Raw genomic sequence first — 16,031 nt, forward strand, 5'->3', positions numbered from 1 at the left:
TATTATCGGCATTTATCGTTCATTCGTGAAGCTTTTTAATAAAAAACCCCATTCTTTTTTCAGAATGAGGTTTGTGAAATCAGCTTAGTTTGCGTTTAGGAAGCTTGTCCATATTATCTAGCATGACACCTGTGCCGATGGCTACGCAATCCATAGGATTTTCAGCAACGAGCACCGGTACCTTCAGCTCTTCAGCAAGCAGCTGGTCAAGGCCGTTTAAGAGCGCGCCTCCGCCCGTAATTATTACGCCGCGGTCAATAATATCAGCGGAAAGTTCAGGTGGTGTTCTTTCTAGCACTTGTTTCGCAGCCTGCACAATAACAGCTACAGATTCACGAAGGGCTTCTTCAACTTCTTTACTGTTTACTGTAATCGTTCTTGGAAGACCGGAAACCATGTCCCGTCCGCGAATGGAAATTTCCTCGTGACGTGCGTCTGGGAAAACCGTTGCAACTTTAATCTTAATATCTTCTGCAGTACGTTCGCCGATCAGCAGCTTGTACTCGCGTTTAATGTAATTTAAGATTTCCATGTCAAACTTGTCCCCAGCCATTTTAATAGAAGAGGAGGTGACAATATCGCCCATTGAAATAACCGCGATATCCGTCGTCCCGCCTCCGATGTCTACAACCATGTTACCGCTTGGCTGGAATATTTCCATACCCGCGCCGATAGCGGCAACTTTAGGTTCTTCTTCAAGGTACACATGTTTACCGCCGCTTTTTTCTGCGGCTTCTTTGATCGCTTTTTGCTCAACGGATGTGATATTCGTCGGGCAGCAAATGAGCATGCGCGGTTTTGAGAACAAGCCTTTTACATTCAGCTTGTTAATAAAATGCTTCAGCATTGCTTCTGTTACTTCAAAGTCAGCAATAACTCCGTCTTTCAGCGGGCGGATCGCAACAATATTCCCAGGTGTACGTCCAACCATTCGTCTTGCCTCTTCGCCAACCGCCAGCACTTTGCCGCTGTTTTTATCAAGTGCAACTACGGAAGGTTCATTCAGAACAATTCCTTTACCTTTAACATGGATCAGTACATTTGCAGTACCGAGGTCAATACCAATATCCCTTGCAAACATCTATTTATATCCTCCTTGAAAATCTGTTTCACAGTAAATATCCACATTGTGCCCTAATTATATATATTATCATAAAATATAGAAAAAAAGTTGGAAGCGCATTAAGTTCTTTACATTTTTCGCGGATGTTTTATGAACGATTTCAAGAAGACAATGCCAACTAATAAATGGTTGAATTACGATTGCTGAACAGGCTCTCCTTCGAGAATATCATCTTTTTTATATTTGAGTTTTGTCGCTTCTCCTCCTCTTAAATGCCTAATGGATTTATGATAATCGAGTATTTCTTTCACTTCGTTTGCCAAATCAGGATTTATTTCAGGCAGACGCTCTGTTAAATCCTTGTGTACTGTACTTTTGGAAACACCAAATTCCTTCGCTATCACACGAACGGTTTTCTTTGTCTCCACGATGTACTTCCCTATCTTGATTGTTCGCTCTTTGATGTAATCGTGCACACCACTCGACCTCCCTAAAATGGATGTGAGAAGTGTGAAATGAGATCCGTATTCTGTAAAGAGTCGTTCATTATGCCGCTTCTTCGTTGTATGGTTTTAAAAGTAAGTTTGTGAAATATGCCCACGATCCCTCACCTCAAACACTCTCTTTGTTAGGTTTGTAACAGTGTATTAGCTTTCTTTTGGGAATATGCTAAAAACTCAATAAGGACAAGGGGTGAAACAAACTTTTTCAACTTCAGTAAATTTATTTCGTGTCGCTAAATTTTTAGCTTTACATCCATCCAGCGCTCCTGTACAATAAGATAGCAATTAGTTACTTAGGTAAGTTTTTTAGAAGGAGACCGAAATGACCTACGTCAACAGACACCTCATTCATCAAATCAACCAAAGCGCCCGCCTGATTGCCAAGAAAGCCAATGAACAGCTGGAGCCATTCGGCCTTTATTCATCTCAATGGTCAGTTTTATATTGTTTGCGTACGATCGGACCAATGACTCAAAAAGAGATTTGGTCCTATTTAAATGTGGAAGCGCCGACTGTGACACGGACGATCAAACGCCTGGAAGAAAACGGCTGGGTACAGAGACGGCAAGGTGAAGACAAACGGGAAAAACTGGTTGTCCTCACAAAAGAAGCCGAGAAAAAATACGAAGAAATCAATATGAAAATGCTGAAATTTGAGGAAGAACTGCTTGCGGATTTCCGTGATGAAGATAAGGAAACTTTTTCTCATTTATTCCGCATGTTCTTACAACAATGAAAATAAGGAAGTGACATACATTTGAAACAAACGGATGCCATATGGACCAAGGATTTTATTATGGTCCTGCTCGTCAATTTATTTGTGTTTGTGTTCTTTTATACATTTTTAACTGTACTGCCGATCTATACGCTTCAAGAGCTTGGCGGCACAGAATCACAAGGCGGGCTGTTAATCAGCCTGTTCCTTCTGTCAGCGATCATTACACGGCCTTTTTCCGGAGCCATCGTTGAGCGTTTCGGGAAGAAAAGAATGGCGATTGTCTCAATGGCGTTATTCGCCCTTTCTTCTTTTCTGTATATGCCGATTCATGACTTTTACCTGCTGCTTGGCTTGCGGTTCTTCCAAGGGATCTGGTTCAGCATTTTAACGACTGTTACAGGTGCAATCGCAGCGGACATCATTCCGGCTAAACGCCGCGGTGAAGGGCTTGGATACTTTGCTATGTCTATGAACCTCGCCATGGCAATCGGGCCTTTCCTTGGACTGAATTTGATGAAGGTCGTAAACTTCTCTGTATTCTTTACAGCCTTTGCGCTGTTTATGGTTGCAGGCTTACTTGTTTCGTTCTTGATAAAGGTGCCCCAAAACCAAGACAGCGGCACGACTGTATTCCGTTTTTCATTCTCGGATATGTTTGAAAAAGGCGCACTTAAGATTGCGACGGTCGGATTATTTATTTCTTTCTGCTATTCAACTGTCACAGCGTATCTGTCTGTATTTGCCAAATCAGTTGATCTTTCGAATATCAGCGGATATTTCTTTGTTTGCTTCGCGGTGACAATGATGATTGCACGCCCGTTCACAGGGAAATTGTTCGACAAAGTCGGACCGGGCATTGTCATTTACCCATCAATCTTGATTTTCTCAGTGGGACTCTGCATGCTGTCCTTTACACATAGCGGCTTGATGCTACTGCTTTCAGGAGCGGTTATCGGTCTCGGATACGGGTCAATCGTTCCTTGCATGCAAACATTGGCGATCCAGAAATCTCCGGCACACCGCTCAGGTTTTGCAACGGCAACGTTCTTTACCTTCTTTGACAGCGGAATTGCTGTAGGATCGTATGTATTCGGATTGTTTGTAGCATCTGCCGGCTTCTCTGCGATTTATTTAACAGCGGGGCTGTTCGTTCTGATTGCTCTGCTTCTCTACGCGTGGAGCCAGAAAAAACCTGTTGAAGCTGAAGGAAAAGTGTCTATTGCAGAATAATGCTCAGGCTGCCGGGATTTGCCGGCAGTCTTTTTTTTGCATATACAAAGCGGCGTCCTGCTCCGTGGAACGGATGGAACGCCGCTTTTGACATGTTATTCAATGACCCGCCGCGCAGGTGAATCAGGAACTAATGTAACATTATCGGATGCAAGCGATTCATTGGATCAGCATAAATTGTGAGGTGCTTTTCGATAGGACGAAAATGAATTTTATTCATTCTTTTCCACCCATCTTGATCCGCTTCCTTATGGTACACGTTATGATTACCCGTATTGCCTTCATTTGCGGTAATGTTCTTTTATAGAAAACCATTTTTAAAAAGTAAAATATACTGTGGAACTTCTTATTCAGCCTGGCGAACCTTCCCTGGCTCGAACGTTTCAGTCGCCGATGATGCCGGCGGGTGAACACGCATCAGAACAATATAGAAAAGAAATGAAATCAGCACACCTACAAACCAGGAAATGTCGTATAAGCTCTTTAATGCAGGAACATACATACCAATTAGCGAAATGAGCGCACCCAAAATCGTGGCTGCAAACGCACGGTAATTGTAGCCTTTGCAATATACATACCGCCCTGTTTCAGAATACAGGTCATCAACCGAGAGCTCACGTTTGCGAATGATAAAGTAATCAGCCATCATCACGCCTGCCACCGGACCAAGCATGCCGCCTATTAAGCCGAGAAACGCATATACGCTTGTCGCACTCTCCATCAACTTCCACGGAACCGTAAATAAAGCGAGCAATGCAGTGATAAAACTGCCGCGTTTGAAATTAATATATTTCGGCAGGGCATTCGCTATATCATAAGCGGGCGATACGATGTTCGCCGCGACATTTACAGAGATCGTGGCGATACAGAGCGTAATTACGGACAATACGATGACATAAGGGTTATCAAACTTCGTCAAAATATCGACAACGTCCCAAATCGGCTCGCCAAAAGCAACCTGCGAACCGGAGGTCACAGTAATACTGGCAAACGCAAACAGCGCGAAGGTTCCCGGCAAACCGTAAAATTGCCCTTTGATTTGCTCTTTTTGTGTTTCAGCAAACCGTGTGAAATCAGGTATATTCAAGATCAATGTTGCCCAGATGCCGATGATGCCAGTAACTCCGGCAGCAAATGGCCAGAATGTTTCTGAAAATGTATGAAACTTTCCTGGCTGAGAGTAGATCGGCCCCAGTCCTCCGGCAATATCGACTGCCCACCATACCATGCCGCCAAATACCAGATACACTAAAGGCCCTGCCCATACCTCAAAACGTTTAATCGACTCCATGCCGTGATGCAATACAAGTAAATGAATGGCCCAAAAGAATACAAAAGATAGCAAACCAGATAAGTGAATGCCGAGAATGTTCCACTCGCCGCCGATTTCTCCCCAGCCCGGCCACATATTCAAAAGCAAAATGTTGAGCGCCGTGCTTCCTGCAAAGGTCTGAATGCCAAGCCACATAATCGCTGTAAACGCCCTCAGAAGCGCGGGGATATTCGCGCCGTATATTCCGTAGGAAGCCCGGATGATCACTGGAAACGGCAGCCCGTATTTTGTCCCCGCATGGCCGTTTAAAGCCAGGGCCCCAAACAAGATAAGCGATGCCGTAATAATAATGGCCAGCACCTGCCAAGGCGAAAGGCCGATCGCAATTAAGCCGCCCACCGTCGCGTAGGTCGGTATATTATGTATACATCCCATCCAAATGGAGGCAAAGTTTATTGCTTTCCATGTCCGTTTCTCCTGTCCCAAAGGCAGCAGATCTTCATTGCTCAGTCTGTTGGATTGATGCGGGCTCTCTTTTAATTTCATAGCCAGCTCCCCTTTCAATAATGTCTGTTTTTCATCACATGTTCAGTTTTCTTACATTCGATGTCACTTAATATAACTAAAAAGTCAGACAATAACATTGGCTATGATATACAATTTTCCTGATTCTATTTGAACAGCCTGAACAAGAAAAAGAGACAGACTCAGTGCCTGCCTCTTTTCTCATGATGCAGTTTTCATTAATGCAGCAAATCTCACAGCCATTAACAGGCTTGCTCCGCCCGCAATGATCATAATGATTCCCATCATATCAAAATGGGCCGCCGTGATTTCTTTCCCAAAAAGAATTCCAAGGATCACCGAAGACAAAATAGAACCTAAGTAACGGCAGGTTTGAAACAGCCCTGAAGACGTTCCTACCATGTTGGCAGGGCTCGTTTTCAGCATCGCTGCCTGGAGCGCGACATTTCCAAGCCCGTAGCCTATACCCAGGATTGACAGGATAAATCCTTTCCCGATCACCTGAGCGTTGATAAAAAAGATGGTTAAGAGCACAGCCCCAGCCGTCATCAGCAGCGCTCCCGCAAAGATCGGCTTCACGACGCCTGATCGGTCGATCCATTTGCCCGTAATAGGTGACACTACGATGCTCATGCCAGACATAAACAGCATAAACAGACCGCTCGTTTGAACAGAAAGATGCATTTCATCCTGAAAATAACTCGGCAGCCCAAAAAATAAACAATAGAAGAAAACATTCAGTAAAATAAATTGAATATACACGGATGATAAATTTCGCTGTGTTTTAAACAGACGGATATCAATGAATGGCTTTTCCGTTTTCAGCTCACGCCAAACAAATGCACCGAGCAGAAGCACGCCAAGCACACCTTCAACCGCATGCGGCGACGTGCTGAATGACAGCAGAAAAGATAGAAGCAAAATGATTCCTCCGGCAAATAAAACAATTCCAAGAATGTCGAGCTGCCGAATAATTGTTTTGATTCCAGCCCCTTTTTTCTGATCTTTCGGGAACATATACATGCCTAATAAGAAGCTGAGGATAATAAACGGCAAATTGACGATAAAGATCGCCGGCCAGCCGCCCCACACAATCAAAAAACCGCCGACAGTCGGCCCGAGCGCCGTCATGGCAGACGCAAAAATAGAGAGCACAGCCAAGGCTGATGCCTGCCGCTCATGAATATGACTCCGAATCAGTCCGACTCCTGACGGATAAATCGCACTGCTTCCTACCGATTGAAACAGCCGCATGATCAATAATGTCATAAACGTTGGCGCAAACGGCGCCCCGATGGCTGAAACCGCAACAAGTATGAGACCGAATAAAAACAAGCGTTTCCGCCCGATCAAATCGCCGAGCTTTCCCGTTACAGGCTGAGCCACGGCACTCGCAAGATAAAACGAGGAAATCAGCCACGAAACCGTTGTGAACGATAGATGAAATTCATGCTGGATACTATGGAGCGCAAGAGAAATCATAGACGAGTTCAGCGGATTCAGCATCGTCCCTGAAGCCACCGCTGTCAAAAAAACAGCACGGCTTTTTTTCGATATGATCATTTTACTTGTGCTAGAAATTCTTCCGTTGTCCGCGATCTACCGATTCTCGGGAAAATAAAGCGCAGTGTGGCTTCATGCTCCTCTTCGCTGAACGTGGACATGGCATCTGTAATAAAAATCTGCTGATAACCAAGCTGAAATGCCTCGCGTGCTGTGCTTTCCACCCCTATGTTCGTCGCGATGCCACACAATACAATCGTGTCAATGCCTCGGCGTCTCAGCTGCAAATCTAAATCCGTGCCGAAAAATGCGCCCCACTGCCGTTTTGTCACAGTGTAATCTCCATCCTGCACACCGATTTCCGGAACGAACTCAGCCCAGTCCGCAGGCATTTCCCCCGAACCTCCCTGTGCAGGCTCATCGGTTTGCGGCTTCAGCGCATCCGCTCCATCATGGAAAGCTACATTCACAAAGCTGATAAATCCGTTATGTTTCCGAAATTCATTGATAAGCTCTTTCGCATTTGGGACAACCTGTCCGCTTTGATCTATCGGAACAATTCCTTTTTGTAAATCAATGATAACCAATGCAGTTTTTTGAAAATCAATATTGAGTGTGTTCATATACGTCTCCTCCTGATGCTGTTAGTATTTCTCTTATTGCATATTTTACTCTTCACCCTGCCTAAGTTCTTTTATAATGCTTGTGAAACACACAGAAGGGGCGCTTTTCTCATGATTTTTCTTTTATGTAATAGTAACAGGTCGTGCATACAAACAGTCCGGCAAGCACTGTAATCATAAGGGGTGTCATCGCTTCATCACCTGCCCGCCGTTTACCGGCTCCTGTCTGAAGATGCCCATGAATTTTCGGCGGTCCACCCAAAGCAGGATGAGACACATGACCATTAATATCGTGCTGAGATCCTGCACGCCAATATCAAAACAATAGTTAATCAAGACGATGTTCACAATAATCGGCATAAAAACAACTGCCCCTAATGCAGATGTTCGCGGAATCAGTAATAAAACAGCGGCAACGATTTCGCCGAAACCTATAAACAGTTCGTAAACATGAGAATAACCGAAAAATGTCCACGCAATTGTAAACCCCTTTCCAACAGACGCCTCGATTTCAGGGGTCACCTCGCCAAACTGGCTCGCCAGGCCGTACACGAAAAAATTAAAAGCTAAAAACAACCGGAACGTCGCTGGAATCGATTTACTTACCGCTCTCCTCAGCCTGCCACCTTTATTCATACGCACCCTCTCCTCACGTGTACTATTTGATTTAATACACTTAATACAGTATGAGATAATCTAATAATTGTCAATTCCCTTTTCTATTCATATGGACAGGCTCCTTTTATAGATACAAAGCCTCATTTCATAAAAAATGGCATTTCCATTCTTTACATCCCTCGATAACATTCCCTAAAAAACCATGTTAGGAAATCTAACATGAAAATGTTTTATCATTCTTTTTTCTCTATAATGAAGAAATATAATATTTCTGAAAGATACGGAGGAATGAGACATGCAAATGGGCGATACAGTTTTTATGTTCTTTTGCGCTTTACTCGTGTGGCTGATGACCCCGGGGTTAGCGTTATTTTATGGAGGAATGGTAAAAAGCAAAAATGTGCTCAGCACTGCAATGCACAGTTTCTCTTCTATCGCCATCGTTTCCATCGTTTGGGTGCTGTTCGGATATACACTTGCCTTCGCACCAGGCAATTCAATCATTGGCGGACTGGAGTGGGCTGGCCTGAAAGGGGTCGGATTTGATCCAGGAGACTACAGCGATACCATTCCTCACTCATTATTTATGATGTTCCAAATGACGTTTGCTGTACTGACTACGGCCATTATTTCCGGGGCTTTCGCAGAACGGATGCGATTCGGCGCTTTTCTTTTATTTTCTGTTTTATGGGCTTCTTTGGTTTACACACCGGTTGCGCACTGGGTATGGGGCGGCGGCTGGATCGGCCAGCTTGGCGCGCTCGATTTCGCAGGGGGCAACGTTGTTCATATTTCCTCCGGGGTGGCAGGCCTTGTTCTCGCTATTGTGCTCGGCAAACGGAAAGACGGCACAGCGTCTTCTCCGCACAACCTTATTTACACCTTCTTAGGAGGGGTTTTAATTTGGTTCGGCTGGTTCGGTTTTAACGTTGGCAGCGCTCTGACCTTAGATGGTGTGGCCATGTACGCTTTTATCAACACAAACACTGCCGCAGCAGCCGGGATTGCCGGCTGGATCTTAGTAGAGTGGATCATTAACAAAAAACCAACGATGCTTGGAGCGGTATCTGGCGCAATCGCCGGACTTGTCGCAATTACGCCGGCTGCCGGATTTGTCACACCTTTCGCTTCCATAATTATCGGCATCATTGGCGGGGCGGTTTGTTTTTGGGGTGTATTTTCGCTTAAAAAGAAATTCGGATACGATGACGCGCTCGACGCCTTTGGACTGCATGGCATCGGCGGCACATGGGGCGGGATCGCGACAGGATTATTCGCGACAACCTCTGTTAACACAGCAGGCGCGGACGGATTATTCTACGGTGATGCCAGCTTAATCTGGAAACAAATCGTAGCCATTGCCGCCACTTATGTTTTTGTCTTTATTGTCACTTTCGTTATTATTAAAATTGTAGGACTCTTCCTTCCTCTTCGCGCAACCGAGGAAGAAGAATCACTTGGGCTTGACTTAACGATGCACGGCGAAAAAGCATATCAAGATTCTATGTGAGGAGTGACGCTATGAGCGGTCAAATGTTCAAGGTAGAAATTGTAACGCGTCCGGCAAATTTTGAAAAGCTGAAGCAGGAACTCGGAAAAATCGGAGTCACCTCTCTGACCTTCTCTAATGTTCACGGCTGCGGCCTTCAAAAAGCACACACGGAGCTTTATAGAGGGGTAAAAATAGAAAGCAATGTTTATGAGCGTTTGAAAATTGAAATTGTGGTCAGCAAGGTCCCTGTTGACCAAGTGACTGAGACCGCTAAAAGGGTTCTGAAAACGGGATCACCGGGTGACGGTAAAATATTTGTCTATGAAATCAGCAATACAATCAATATCCGCACCGGTGAGGAAGGACCTGAAGCACTGTAATGGTTATTGAAGAGATTCGGAATTCCGGATCTCTTTTTTTCGCATAGAAAAAACCCCCATAAACACTGTCCTCCCTTCGAATCCTCTTCAAGCGTCACGCATTTTAACAAACTCTTTTTTGATTTGAAACTTTTTATGAGTATAATAAGTCTATTAGTAAAAATGTAAAAGGTGATTATTTGAATTACGAAATATTTAAAGCCATCCATGGACTATCTCATCACAATTCAGTTCTCGATTCGATTATGGTGTTCATAACAGAATTTGCGATTGTCGCCTACGCCCTTATCCTGTTGGCCATTTGGCTGTTCGGGAACACGCAAAGCAGAAAAAATGTGCTTTACGCGGGACTTACAGGAATTGCGGGTATTGTCATCAATTATTTGATTACGCACATTTATTTCGAACCGCGCCCGTTCGTTGCGCACACCGTGCATACGCTGATTCCGCATGATGCGGATGCTTCCTTTCCGAGTGACCACACTACAGGTGCGTTAGCGATTTCTATTGCGATGCTATTTAGAAACCGCAAAATCGGCTGGCCGCTTGTCATTTTCGGGCTTTTGACAGGCTTTTCGAGAATTTGGGTAGGGCATCACTATCCGGTAGATGTATTGGGCAGCCTTGTTGTCTCCATCATTATCGGGTTCCTATTCTTTAGATTTTCAGATCTGCTTCGCCCATTCGTCGATTTGATTGTGAGAATCTATGAAACCATCATCAATAAACTGACGAAGAAACAAACTGATCAAAATTTCTAGAAAAAACAAAAGCCGGCGTCTGATTCTAAGACAGCCGGCTTTCATATTTTTCGGACATTTCAAGCTTTCTCCGCTTCGCCAACACATATAAACCACAAAACAATACAATTCCAACAGTATCGATGAGCACGTCCCGAATACAGCCGTTCCTGCTGAAGAAGAGCTGAAGAACTTCTGTGAAAAAAGCAAACGCGAAAGAGCCGGCGGCAGAAGATTTTATGCTGCCCCACTGTTTCAACAGCAAATATGTCAGCACAAAGAAGGAAAATACGTGCCCGATTTTTTGGATAAGCGCTACAGGTACAGTAAGCTCAGTAAAATCTATGTCTAGAAATGGAGACAGATCAGGGTACGGCTGAAAATGAAAAGCCACCGTTCGCGATACGATCATGCCGCTGAAGCTTTCCGTACAAACAGAGAGCAGAATAAAAAGGATCCAGCCCGCGAGCAATAGACGGTTCATGACAATAACCTCCTTTATAGCGAACGTGTCTATGTATAACTACATAGACGGTGAAACAAAGAAAAGAGTAACAGAAAAAACGCCCATCACAAGGATAGACGTTTTCTTCATTAAGACTGTTCAGTGTCTTCTGTTGTGCCGCTTTCTTTAGATCCAGATTTGTCAGTTGAATCATCCGTTTTCTCACCGGATTTTTCTTCTGTTCCTTTTTCAGTCGATCCATCCTTTTTCTCGGAAGATTGCTGAATAGATTCTTCTGTTTCTTCAGTGGCAGCTTTTTCTTCAGCAGCTGCTGCTTTTTCAATAGAAGAAACCGGCTTGTCCATAAAGTTCAGCGGGTTCATTGCGACTCCATCTTTACGGATTTCAAAATGCACGTGATTTCCGCTGTCTTCGCTGTAAAGGTTCTTGCCAGACTTTCCGATCACTTGGTTTTGTTTTACCTTGTCACCTTGCTCAACACTTACTTCAGAAAGAGATTGGTACACAGTCGATAATCCGTCGGCATGTTCTACTTCCACAACATATCCCAGCACTGGATCTTTTTCAGCTTTAACAACCGTACCGCTCAGAGAAGCAGAAACATCGAAATCTTTTCCGTCTTTCTCAGCTAAGTCAATTCCTTTGCTTAAGCTGTACGTGTTATTATAGGTAACGAGTGCTGCTTCTTTTTCTTCTTTTGCGGCATCGGTTTCATAGAACTTTTTCACAACAGAAACGTTTTCAGAATCAACAACCGGCATTGCGACATTTTCCATTGACTTTCCTACTTCAACTGCATCGTCGTTGTTGTCATACGCGGAGTTTCCGCCGTTATCAGCCAACTGATCCTTCACTTCATCATTTGATACAGATTGATACCAAAGGACAGCTGTTAAAATGACGGCCGCACTGACTAAGTAAATTGCAGGGAACACCCAGCGTTTACGAAAAAACTGCTGAAGTTTTTTGACTTGAGAAGTTTTCTTTTCTTCCTCTCTCATTGTTTATCACCTCAGCAACATTCTGAACACTTTTCTGAAAATATATACACCTATCCAAAAAAACTTTTTTAAATGTAGTTTGTGCAGACTGATACGAAAATATGTCATTTTTTTGAGAGGAGTGCCAAAAACATATGAACATGACATTGCGTCTTGCTGAACATAAAGATCTGGAGGCTGTTGTTGCGATTTATAATTCAACGATTGCTTCTCGAATGGTAACAGCCGATACTGAACCGGTAACACCTGAAGACCGGATGGAGTGGTTTTTGGGGCATACCGAGGCGCGTCCGCTTTATGTGGCCGAGGACGAAAGCGGGAACGTCGCTGCCTGGATCAGCTTTGAAACCTTTTACGGTAGGCCCGCCTATAATAAAACAGCGGAGGTCAGCATATACATTGACGAAGCATGCCGCGGCAAAGGCGTTGGATCGTATTTGCTTCAGGAAGCGCTCCGAATTGCGCCGGATCTTGGAATCCGCTCACTTATGGCCTTCATTTTCGGACATAATAAACCAAGCCTGAAGCTGTTTGAAAAGCACGGGTTTGCAGAATGGGGACTATTCCCCGGCATTGCCGAAATGGACGGCAGAAGATACGATTTAAAAATTTTAGGGAGAGAGCTGTCATGATTAGTCTGGATAAAGATGAAAATGAGATTGAAAATCATAATGAAGAAAATAGCCCCGCTGACCAGGAGATTGAACCTGCAGAAAATGAGAGCCGCCAGCTGAGCCCCTCTGCTGTCAAGTCGCTATCAGACATTGCCAAGTGGGGCAAAGTGTCAGGCATTTTGCTGATCATTATGGGATCGCTGGTTACTCTGTCTACCTTAGTGACAGTCATCGGCGCCATCCCGGGCGTACTGCTCATTATTTCGGGCGTTTTTCTGATGCGTTCAGCAAAAGCGGCCGCGGAAGCCGAAGGAAACCTTGCCGGCAGCGCTGGCGAAAGCATGCTTGAGAATTACGGGACATTTATTAAAATGCAGCTGTTTTACGCAGCATCCAGTATCGTCATTGGCCTGATCGGGATCATTTTGGTCATTTTCGTGCTGGTGGTTATCGGAATTGCTGCTTTTGAGGACACCAAGACGTATGATGATCCGAATCCTTATTATTATGAGGATGATCCGGTGTTTGAATAAGCCATTGAACGAGGCATGAGTTCCATATAAGACGGAACCATGCCTTTTTATTTGCCTATTTTTCTTTTATATATGTAATCAATCAAAGCATGCTGGCGTAAGCATCGAGCCCTTTATAAAGCATATAATTCAATAAAAGAAAGAGATTTTCAATCAGGACTGACTCCTGCTAACTTTGTATTACCGCAGGATTGTCTCAATAACGTTAAGGAGTGAGACATGTGGAAAATAGCAGCTTGCCGGAAAAAGTAAAAGTCATTGCTGAAATCGCAAACGCCCATCAAGGAAAAGAGGAGAACCTTAAAGCACTCATCAAGGCTGCCGCAGAAAGCGGAGCAGATGGTGTAAAATTTCAGTGGTTCAAGTATGACTGTATTGCAACACCGTGTTTTTTTGCTTATGAGTCGTATATCGAGCTGTTTTTGAATGAAGATGTATGGAAAGATTGTGTCGCTTATGGAAAAAGACTTGGATTAGAAATTTGGGTGGATATTTTCGATTCATGGGGGGCAGAGCTCTTTTTGCACCTGCAGCATGATATTGATGGCATAAAGCTTCCAACCACCATCCTTCAATCCACGGAAATCATGAAAACGATCGGTATGACAGAGAAGCCTGTGCTCATCGGAGTTGGCGGGTGGTATGAAGATGAGATCGATCAGATGATGTCGCTTGTAAAACAACATATGGCAAATCAGCTCATTCTCATGCACGGATTTCAAGGGTATCCGACAAAATTAGAGGATATTAACCTAAAACGGATACAACATCTACAAAAAAGATACAAGGTTCAAATTGGATTTGCTGATCACATTGACGCAGAACATCCACTTGCTGCCGACCTTCCTGTCTATGCATTTTTCTCAGGGGCCGCTGTTATTGAAAAACATATTACCCTACAACGGGCAGCTAAAGGGTTTGATTATTATTCTTCCCTAGAGCCAAACGAATTCAAACTGATGACGGAAAAGCTCCAGCAGGCCCAAATAGCTGCTGGCTCACCTGAAGTAAATGCATCCGAAAGAAAGTATTTGCATGATTCATCATTACGCGTGACAGCCAACCGGGAAATAAAAAAAGGAGAAATCATTACACTGGATAAAACGAACGCCAAAAGATGCGGAAATGAGAATGCATTAATGCCTTTACAAGCCGAGGGCGCATTTCCTCAAGTAGCAACTGCTGATTTATCGTTAAACCAACCCATTACACCCAACGAAATAAAAAGTCCAACAATTGCGATTGCAGTGATATGCCGGCTAAAATCGACTCGTTTGCCGAAAAAAGCGCTGCTCCCTATTTACGGAATACCATCTGTTGAGCGCTGTTTGATCAATTGCCTGGCTGTCCCTGGTGTTCATGAAGTTGTATTGGCAACGTCAAATCTTCCTGAAGACGACCCACTTGAAGCTTTCACTCTAAACGGAAAGGTCAGAATCGTGAGAGGCGCCCCTGAAAATGTGGCAGAAAGAATGCTTGAAGCCGCAGCTTTAACAAAAGCCGATATTATCATCCGTGTGACAGGTGATTGCCCAGTGGTTTCACCTGAAGTGCTTCAATATTTAATTGACCGGCACTTGCAAAAAGGAGCAGATTACACTCAGGAATTATCAAGTTCAGCGGGGATTTCCGGTAATGTCATTACTGTTGAAGCCCTTCATCGGCTTGTGCAGCAGCCAAAACCGTTAACCCATACAGAATATCTTTCTTTTTATTTTTTAAACAACCCTTCCCTATTTTCCATCAATCAAGTCAGCCTGCCAGAAGAACTCCATTATCCATCTTGGCGTTTAACGCTGGATGAACCTAAAGACCTAGAGTTGTTTGAACAAATATATCGAAACCTGGATGTCAAAAACGAACCGCTCTATTTCAGCCGGCTAAGAGAATATTTATCAGCAAACCAACATATTTCAAAAATAAATCAAGATGTGACAACCAAATGGATCGATCAGTCATCTCTAGTGGAGGAAATCAACAAAGCAACGTTGTTGCCAACGGAGAACAAATAATATCTCGCCAAAAATGATGCATTTTTAATTAGACTGCCCAAATCCCAACATTTCGAGTGCAGTTCTTATTTAATGCATTTTTTTGCGTCTGTCTTCCTCGGTCAAAAATTCCACAAAACTTCGCATCGCAAACGGTTCTTCCTTAATCTGTCGCGTGTAGGAGTCTTTCCGCTCTTCTGAAAGGATTTCGCTCTTTTTGATCCTGTTCAGCATATAGATGTGAACCGTTTTTTGGATTTGTTTATGCTGATAGCCTGCTTCTTTGAAAAATGCCAGCCCCAGCGCCGCCAAAAGGGCGAATATGCCTGCGCTGATCAGGGACTCCCTGTCAGCTGAAGCGTGAAATAGAAAAGCTGCTAAATTAAAGAGAGAGAATGCAGCAAGCGGAATCGCAAGAAAACGGTAAATGACGGTTTTTTTCATGAAAGGCTGTACGGCCTTTTGAATTTTTTGCATTTCTGTTTTAATGAACCCCGGCATTTGTTCGACTCTGTAAAAGTTCATGTAATCCTCCCCCTTTATTTGATGTTGCAAGGCTTCACGGACGTTATCATATGTGTTTATTTTAACGCAGGTGCAAGCTGGTTTTAAAGAAATCTGCCCGTATTTTTCACGAAGAATCTGGATCACCGCTCTTTATTCTTTTAAAATGTGAGTGTTATAATTTGTAATGGGAATCAGATCGCTGTTATACATGGAATACTAATGGCAATCTTCTTGATAAATATGAATGAGCG

The 16,031-nt window shown here is 43.9% G+C and carries 18 protein-coding genes and 1 pseudogene; 8 read left to right on the forward strand and 11 right to left on the reverse strand.

The genetic code is table 11. The annotated features are described in order from the left end of the window. Positions 1 to 79: 79 nt before the first annotated feature. The 3 genes from mbl to Q3W56_RS03565 form a co-directional block, all read right to left on the reverse strand. The gene (gene mbl / locus Q3W56_RS03555; protein ID WP_003227776.1) at positions 80 to 1,081 is read right to left on the reverse strand and encodes a cell shape-determining protein Mbl; all 1,002 of its coding nucleotides are present in this window, start codon (positions 1,079 to 1,081) and stop codon (positions 80 to 82) included. Positions 1,082 to 1,257: 176 nt separating this feature from the next. Further along, positions 1,258 to 1,539 carry a sporulation transcriptional regulator SpoIIID gene (gene spoIIID, locus Q3W56_RS03560; RefSeq protein WP_019715977.1) on the reverse strand — a complete coding sequence of 94 codons (282 nt, stop codon included), beginning with the start codon at positions 1,537 to 1,539 and terminating at the stop codon, positions 1,258 to 1,260. A gap of 14 nt (positions 1,540 to 1,553) precedes the next feature. Then, entirely contained in the window at positions 1,554 to 1,664 is a 111-nt protein-coding gene (locus tag Q3W56_RS03565; protein ID WP_010886628.1) for a protein usd, read from the reverse strand. A 224-nt stretch (positions 1,665 to 1,888) separates the two neighbouring features. On the opposite strand from Q3W56_RS03565, the gene Q3W56_RS03570 reads away from it, so the two are divergent. Beyond that, the gene (locus Q3W56_RS03570; protein ID WP_302894520.1) at positions 1,889 to 2,302 is read left to right on the forward strand and encodes a MarR family winged helix-turn-helix transcriptional regulator; all 414 of its coding nucleotides are present in this window, start codon (positions 1,889 to 1,891) and stop codon (positions 2,300 to 2,302) included. A 21-nt stretch (positions 2,303 to 2,323) separates the two neighbouring features. Further along, on the forward strand, positions 2,324 to 3,514 hold the full coding sequence (locus Q3W56_RS03575; protein WP_302894521.1) for an MFS transporter: 1,191 nt from the start codon (positions 2,324 to 2,326) through the stop codon (positions 3,512 to 3,514). 95 nt (positions 3,515 to 3,609) lie between these two features. Here Q3W56_RS03575 and Q3W56_RS03580 read toward each other — a convergent pair. The 5 genes and pseudogenes from Q3W56_RS03580 to Q3W56_RS03600 form a co-directional block, all read right to left on the reverse strand. Further along, positions 3,610 to 3,812, reverse strand: a pseudogene (locus Q3W56_RS03580) (hypothetical protein); the annotation flags it as partial. Positions 3,813 to 3,860: 48 nt separating this feature from the next. Beyond that, positions 3,861 to 5,333 (reverse strand): allantoin permease, encoded by a 1,473-nt coding sequence (pucI, locus tag Q3W56_RS03585; protein ID WP_302894522.1) that lies wholly within the window; start codon positions 5,331 to 5,333, stop codon positions 3,861 to 3,863. 180 nt (positions 5,334 to 5,513) lie between these two features. After that, positions 5,514 to 6,872 (reverse strand): MFS transporter, encoded by a 1,359-nt coding sequence (locus Q3W56_RS03590; protein WP_302894551.1) that lies wholly within the window; start codon positions 6,870 to 6,872, stop codon positions 5,514 to 5,516. Continuing rightward, the gene (locus Q3W56_RS03595; RefSeq protein WP_302894523.1) at positions 6,872 to 7,438 is read right to left on the reverse strand and encodes a hydrolase; all 567 of its coding nucleotides are present in this window, start codon (positions 7,436 to 7,438) and stop codon (positions 6,872 to 6,874) included. Before Q3W56_RS03595 ends, Q3W56_RS03590 begins: the two co-directional genes overlap by 1 nt. Before the next feature lie 186 nt (positions 7,439 to 7,624). Continuing rightward, entirely contained in the window at positions 7,625 to 8,074 is a 450-nt protein-coding gene (locus Q3W56_RS03600) for a hypothetical protein (protein WP_302894524.1), read from the reverse strand. Positions 8,075 to 8,351: 277 nt separating this feature from the next. Between Q3W56_RS03600 and amtB the strand changes: the two genes are divergently transcribed. From amtB to bcrC, 3 genes are all read left to right on the forward strand, one after another. Then, a complete protein-coding gene (gene amtB / locus Q3W56_RS03605; RefSeq protein WP_302894525.1) occupies positions 8,352 to 9,566 on the forward strand; it encodes an ammonium transporter AmtB in 1,215 nt (404 codons plus the stop codon). 11 nt (positions 9,567 to 9,577) lie between these two features. Next, a complete protein-coding gene (locus Q3W56_RS03610; protein WP_003221829.1) occupies positions 9,578 to 9,928 on the forward strand; it encodes a P-II family nitrogen regulator in 351 nt (116 codons plus the stop codon). Positions 9,929 to 10,107: 179 nt separating this feature from the next. Then, positions 10,108 to 10,689, forward strand: a complete 582-nt coding sequence (bcrC, locus tag Q3W56_RS03615) for an undecaprenyl-diphosphate phosphatase BcrC (protein ID WP_302894526.1) — start codon at positions 10,108 to 10,110, stop codon at positions 10,687 to 10,689. 25 nt (positions 10,690 to 10,714) lie between these two features. On the opposite strand, the gene Q3W56_RS03620 is transcribed toward bcrC, so the two are convergent. After that, positions 10,715 to 11,152: a VanZ family protein gene (locus Q3W56_RS03620; protein WP_302894527.1), complete on the reverse strand. Its 438-nt coding sequence runs from the start codon at positions 11,150 to 11,152 to the stop codon at positions 10,715 to 10,717. A 110-nt stretch (positions 11,153 to 11,262) separates the two neighbouring features. Further along, complete coding sequence (gene spoIIQ, locus Q3W56_RS03625) at positions 11,263 to 12,135, reverse strand: stage II sporulation protein SpoIIQ (RefSeq protein ID WP_302894528.1); 873 nt, start codon at positions 12,133 to 12,135, stop codon at positions 11,263 to 11,265. Positions 12,136 to 12,275: 140 nt separating this feature from the next. On the opposite strand from spoIIQ, the gene Q3W56_RS03630 reads away from it, so the two are divergent. The 3 genes from Q3W56_RS03630 (at position 12,276) to Q3W56_RS03640 (ending at position 15,294) form a co-directional block, all read left to right on the forward strand. Then, entirely contained in the window at positions 12,276 to 12,767 is a 492-nt protein-coding gene (locus Q3W56_RS03630; protein ID WP_302894552.1) for a GNAT family N-acetyltransferase, read from the forward strand. Beyond that, a complete protein-coding gene (locus tag Q3W56_RS03635; RefSeq protein WP_302894529.1) occupies positions 12,764 to 13,282 on the forward strand; it encodes a DUF5362 family protein in 519 nt (172 codons plus the stop codon). The genes Q3W56_RS03630 and Q3W56_RS03635 overlap by 4 nt, the downstream gene beginning before the upstream one ends. Positions 13,283 to 13,503: 221 nt before the next feature. Further along, positions 13,504 to 15,294, forward strand: a complete 1,791-nt coding sequence (locus Q3W56_RS03640) for an N-acetylneuraminate synthase family protein (RefSeq protein WP_302894530.1) — start codon at positions 13,504 to 13,506, stop codon at positions 15,292 to 15,294. A gap of 69 nt (positions 15,295 to 15,363) precedes the next feature. Here the strand turns inward: Q3W56_RS03640 and Q3W56_RS03645 are convergent, their stop codons facing one another. Beyond that, complete coding sequence (locus tag Q3W56_RS03645; protein ID WP_302894531.1) at positions 15,364 to 15,798, reverse strand: DUF5392 family protein; 435 nt, start codon at positions 15,796 to 15,798, stop codon at positions 15,364 to 15,366. Between the last annotated feature and the right edge of the window lie 233 nt (positions 15,799 to 16,031).

This window comes from Bacillus sp. C28GYM-DRY-1, assembly GCF_030519405.1.
GTDB lineage: Bacteria > Bacillota > Bacilli > Bacillales > Bacillaceae > Bacillus > Bacillus spizizenii_A.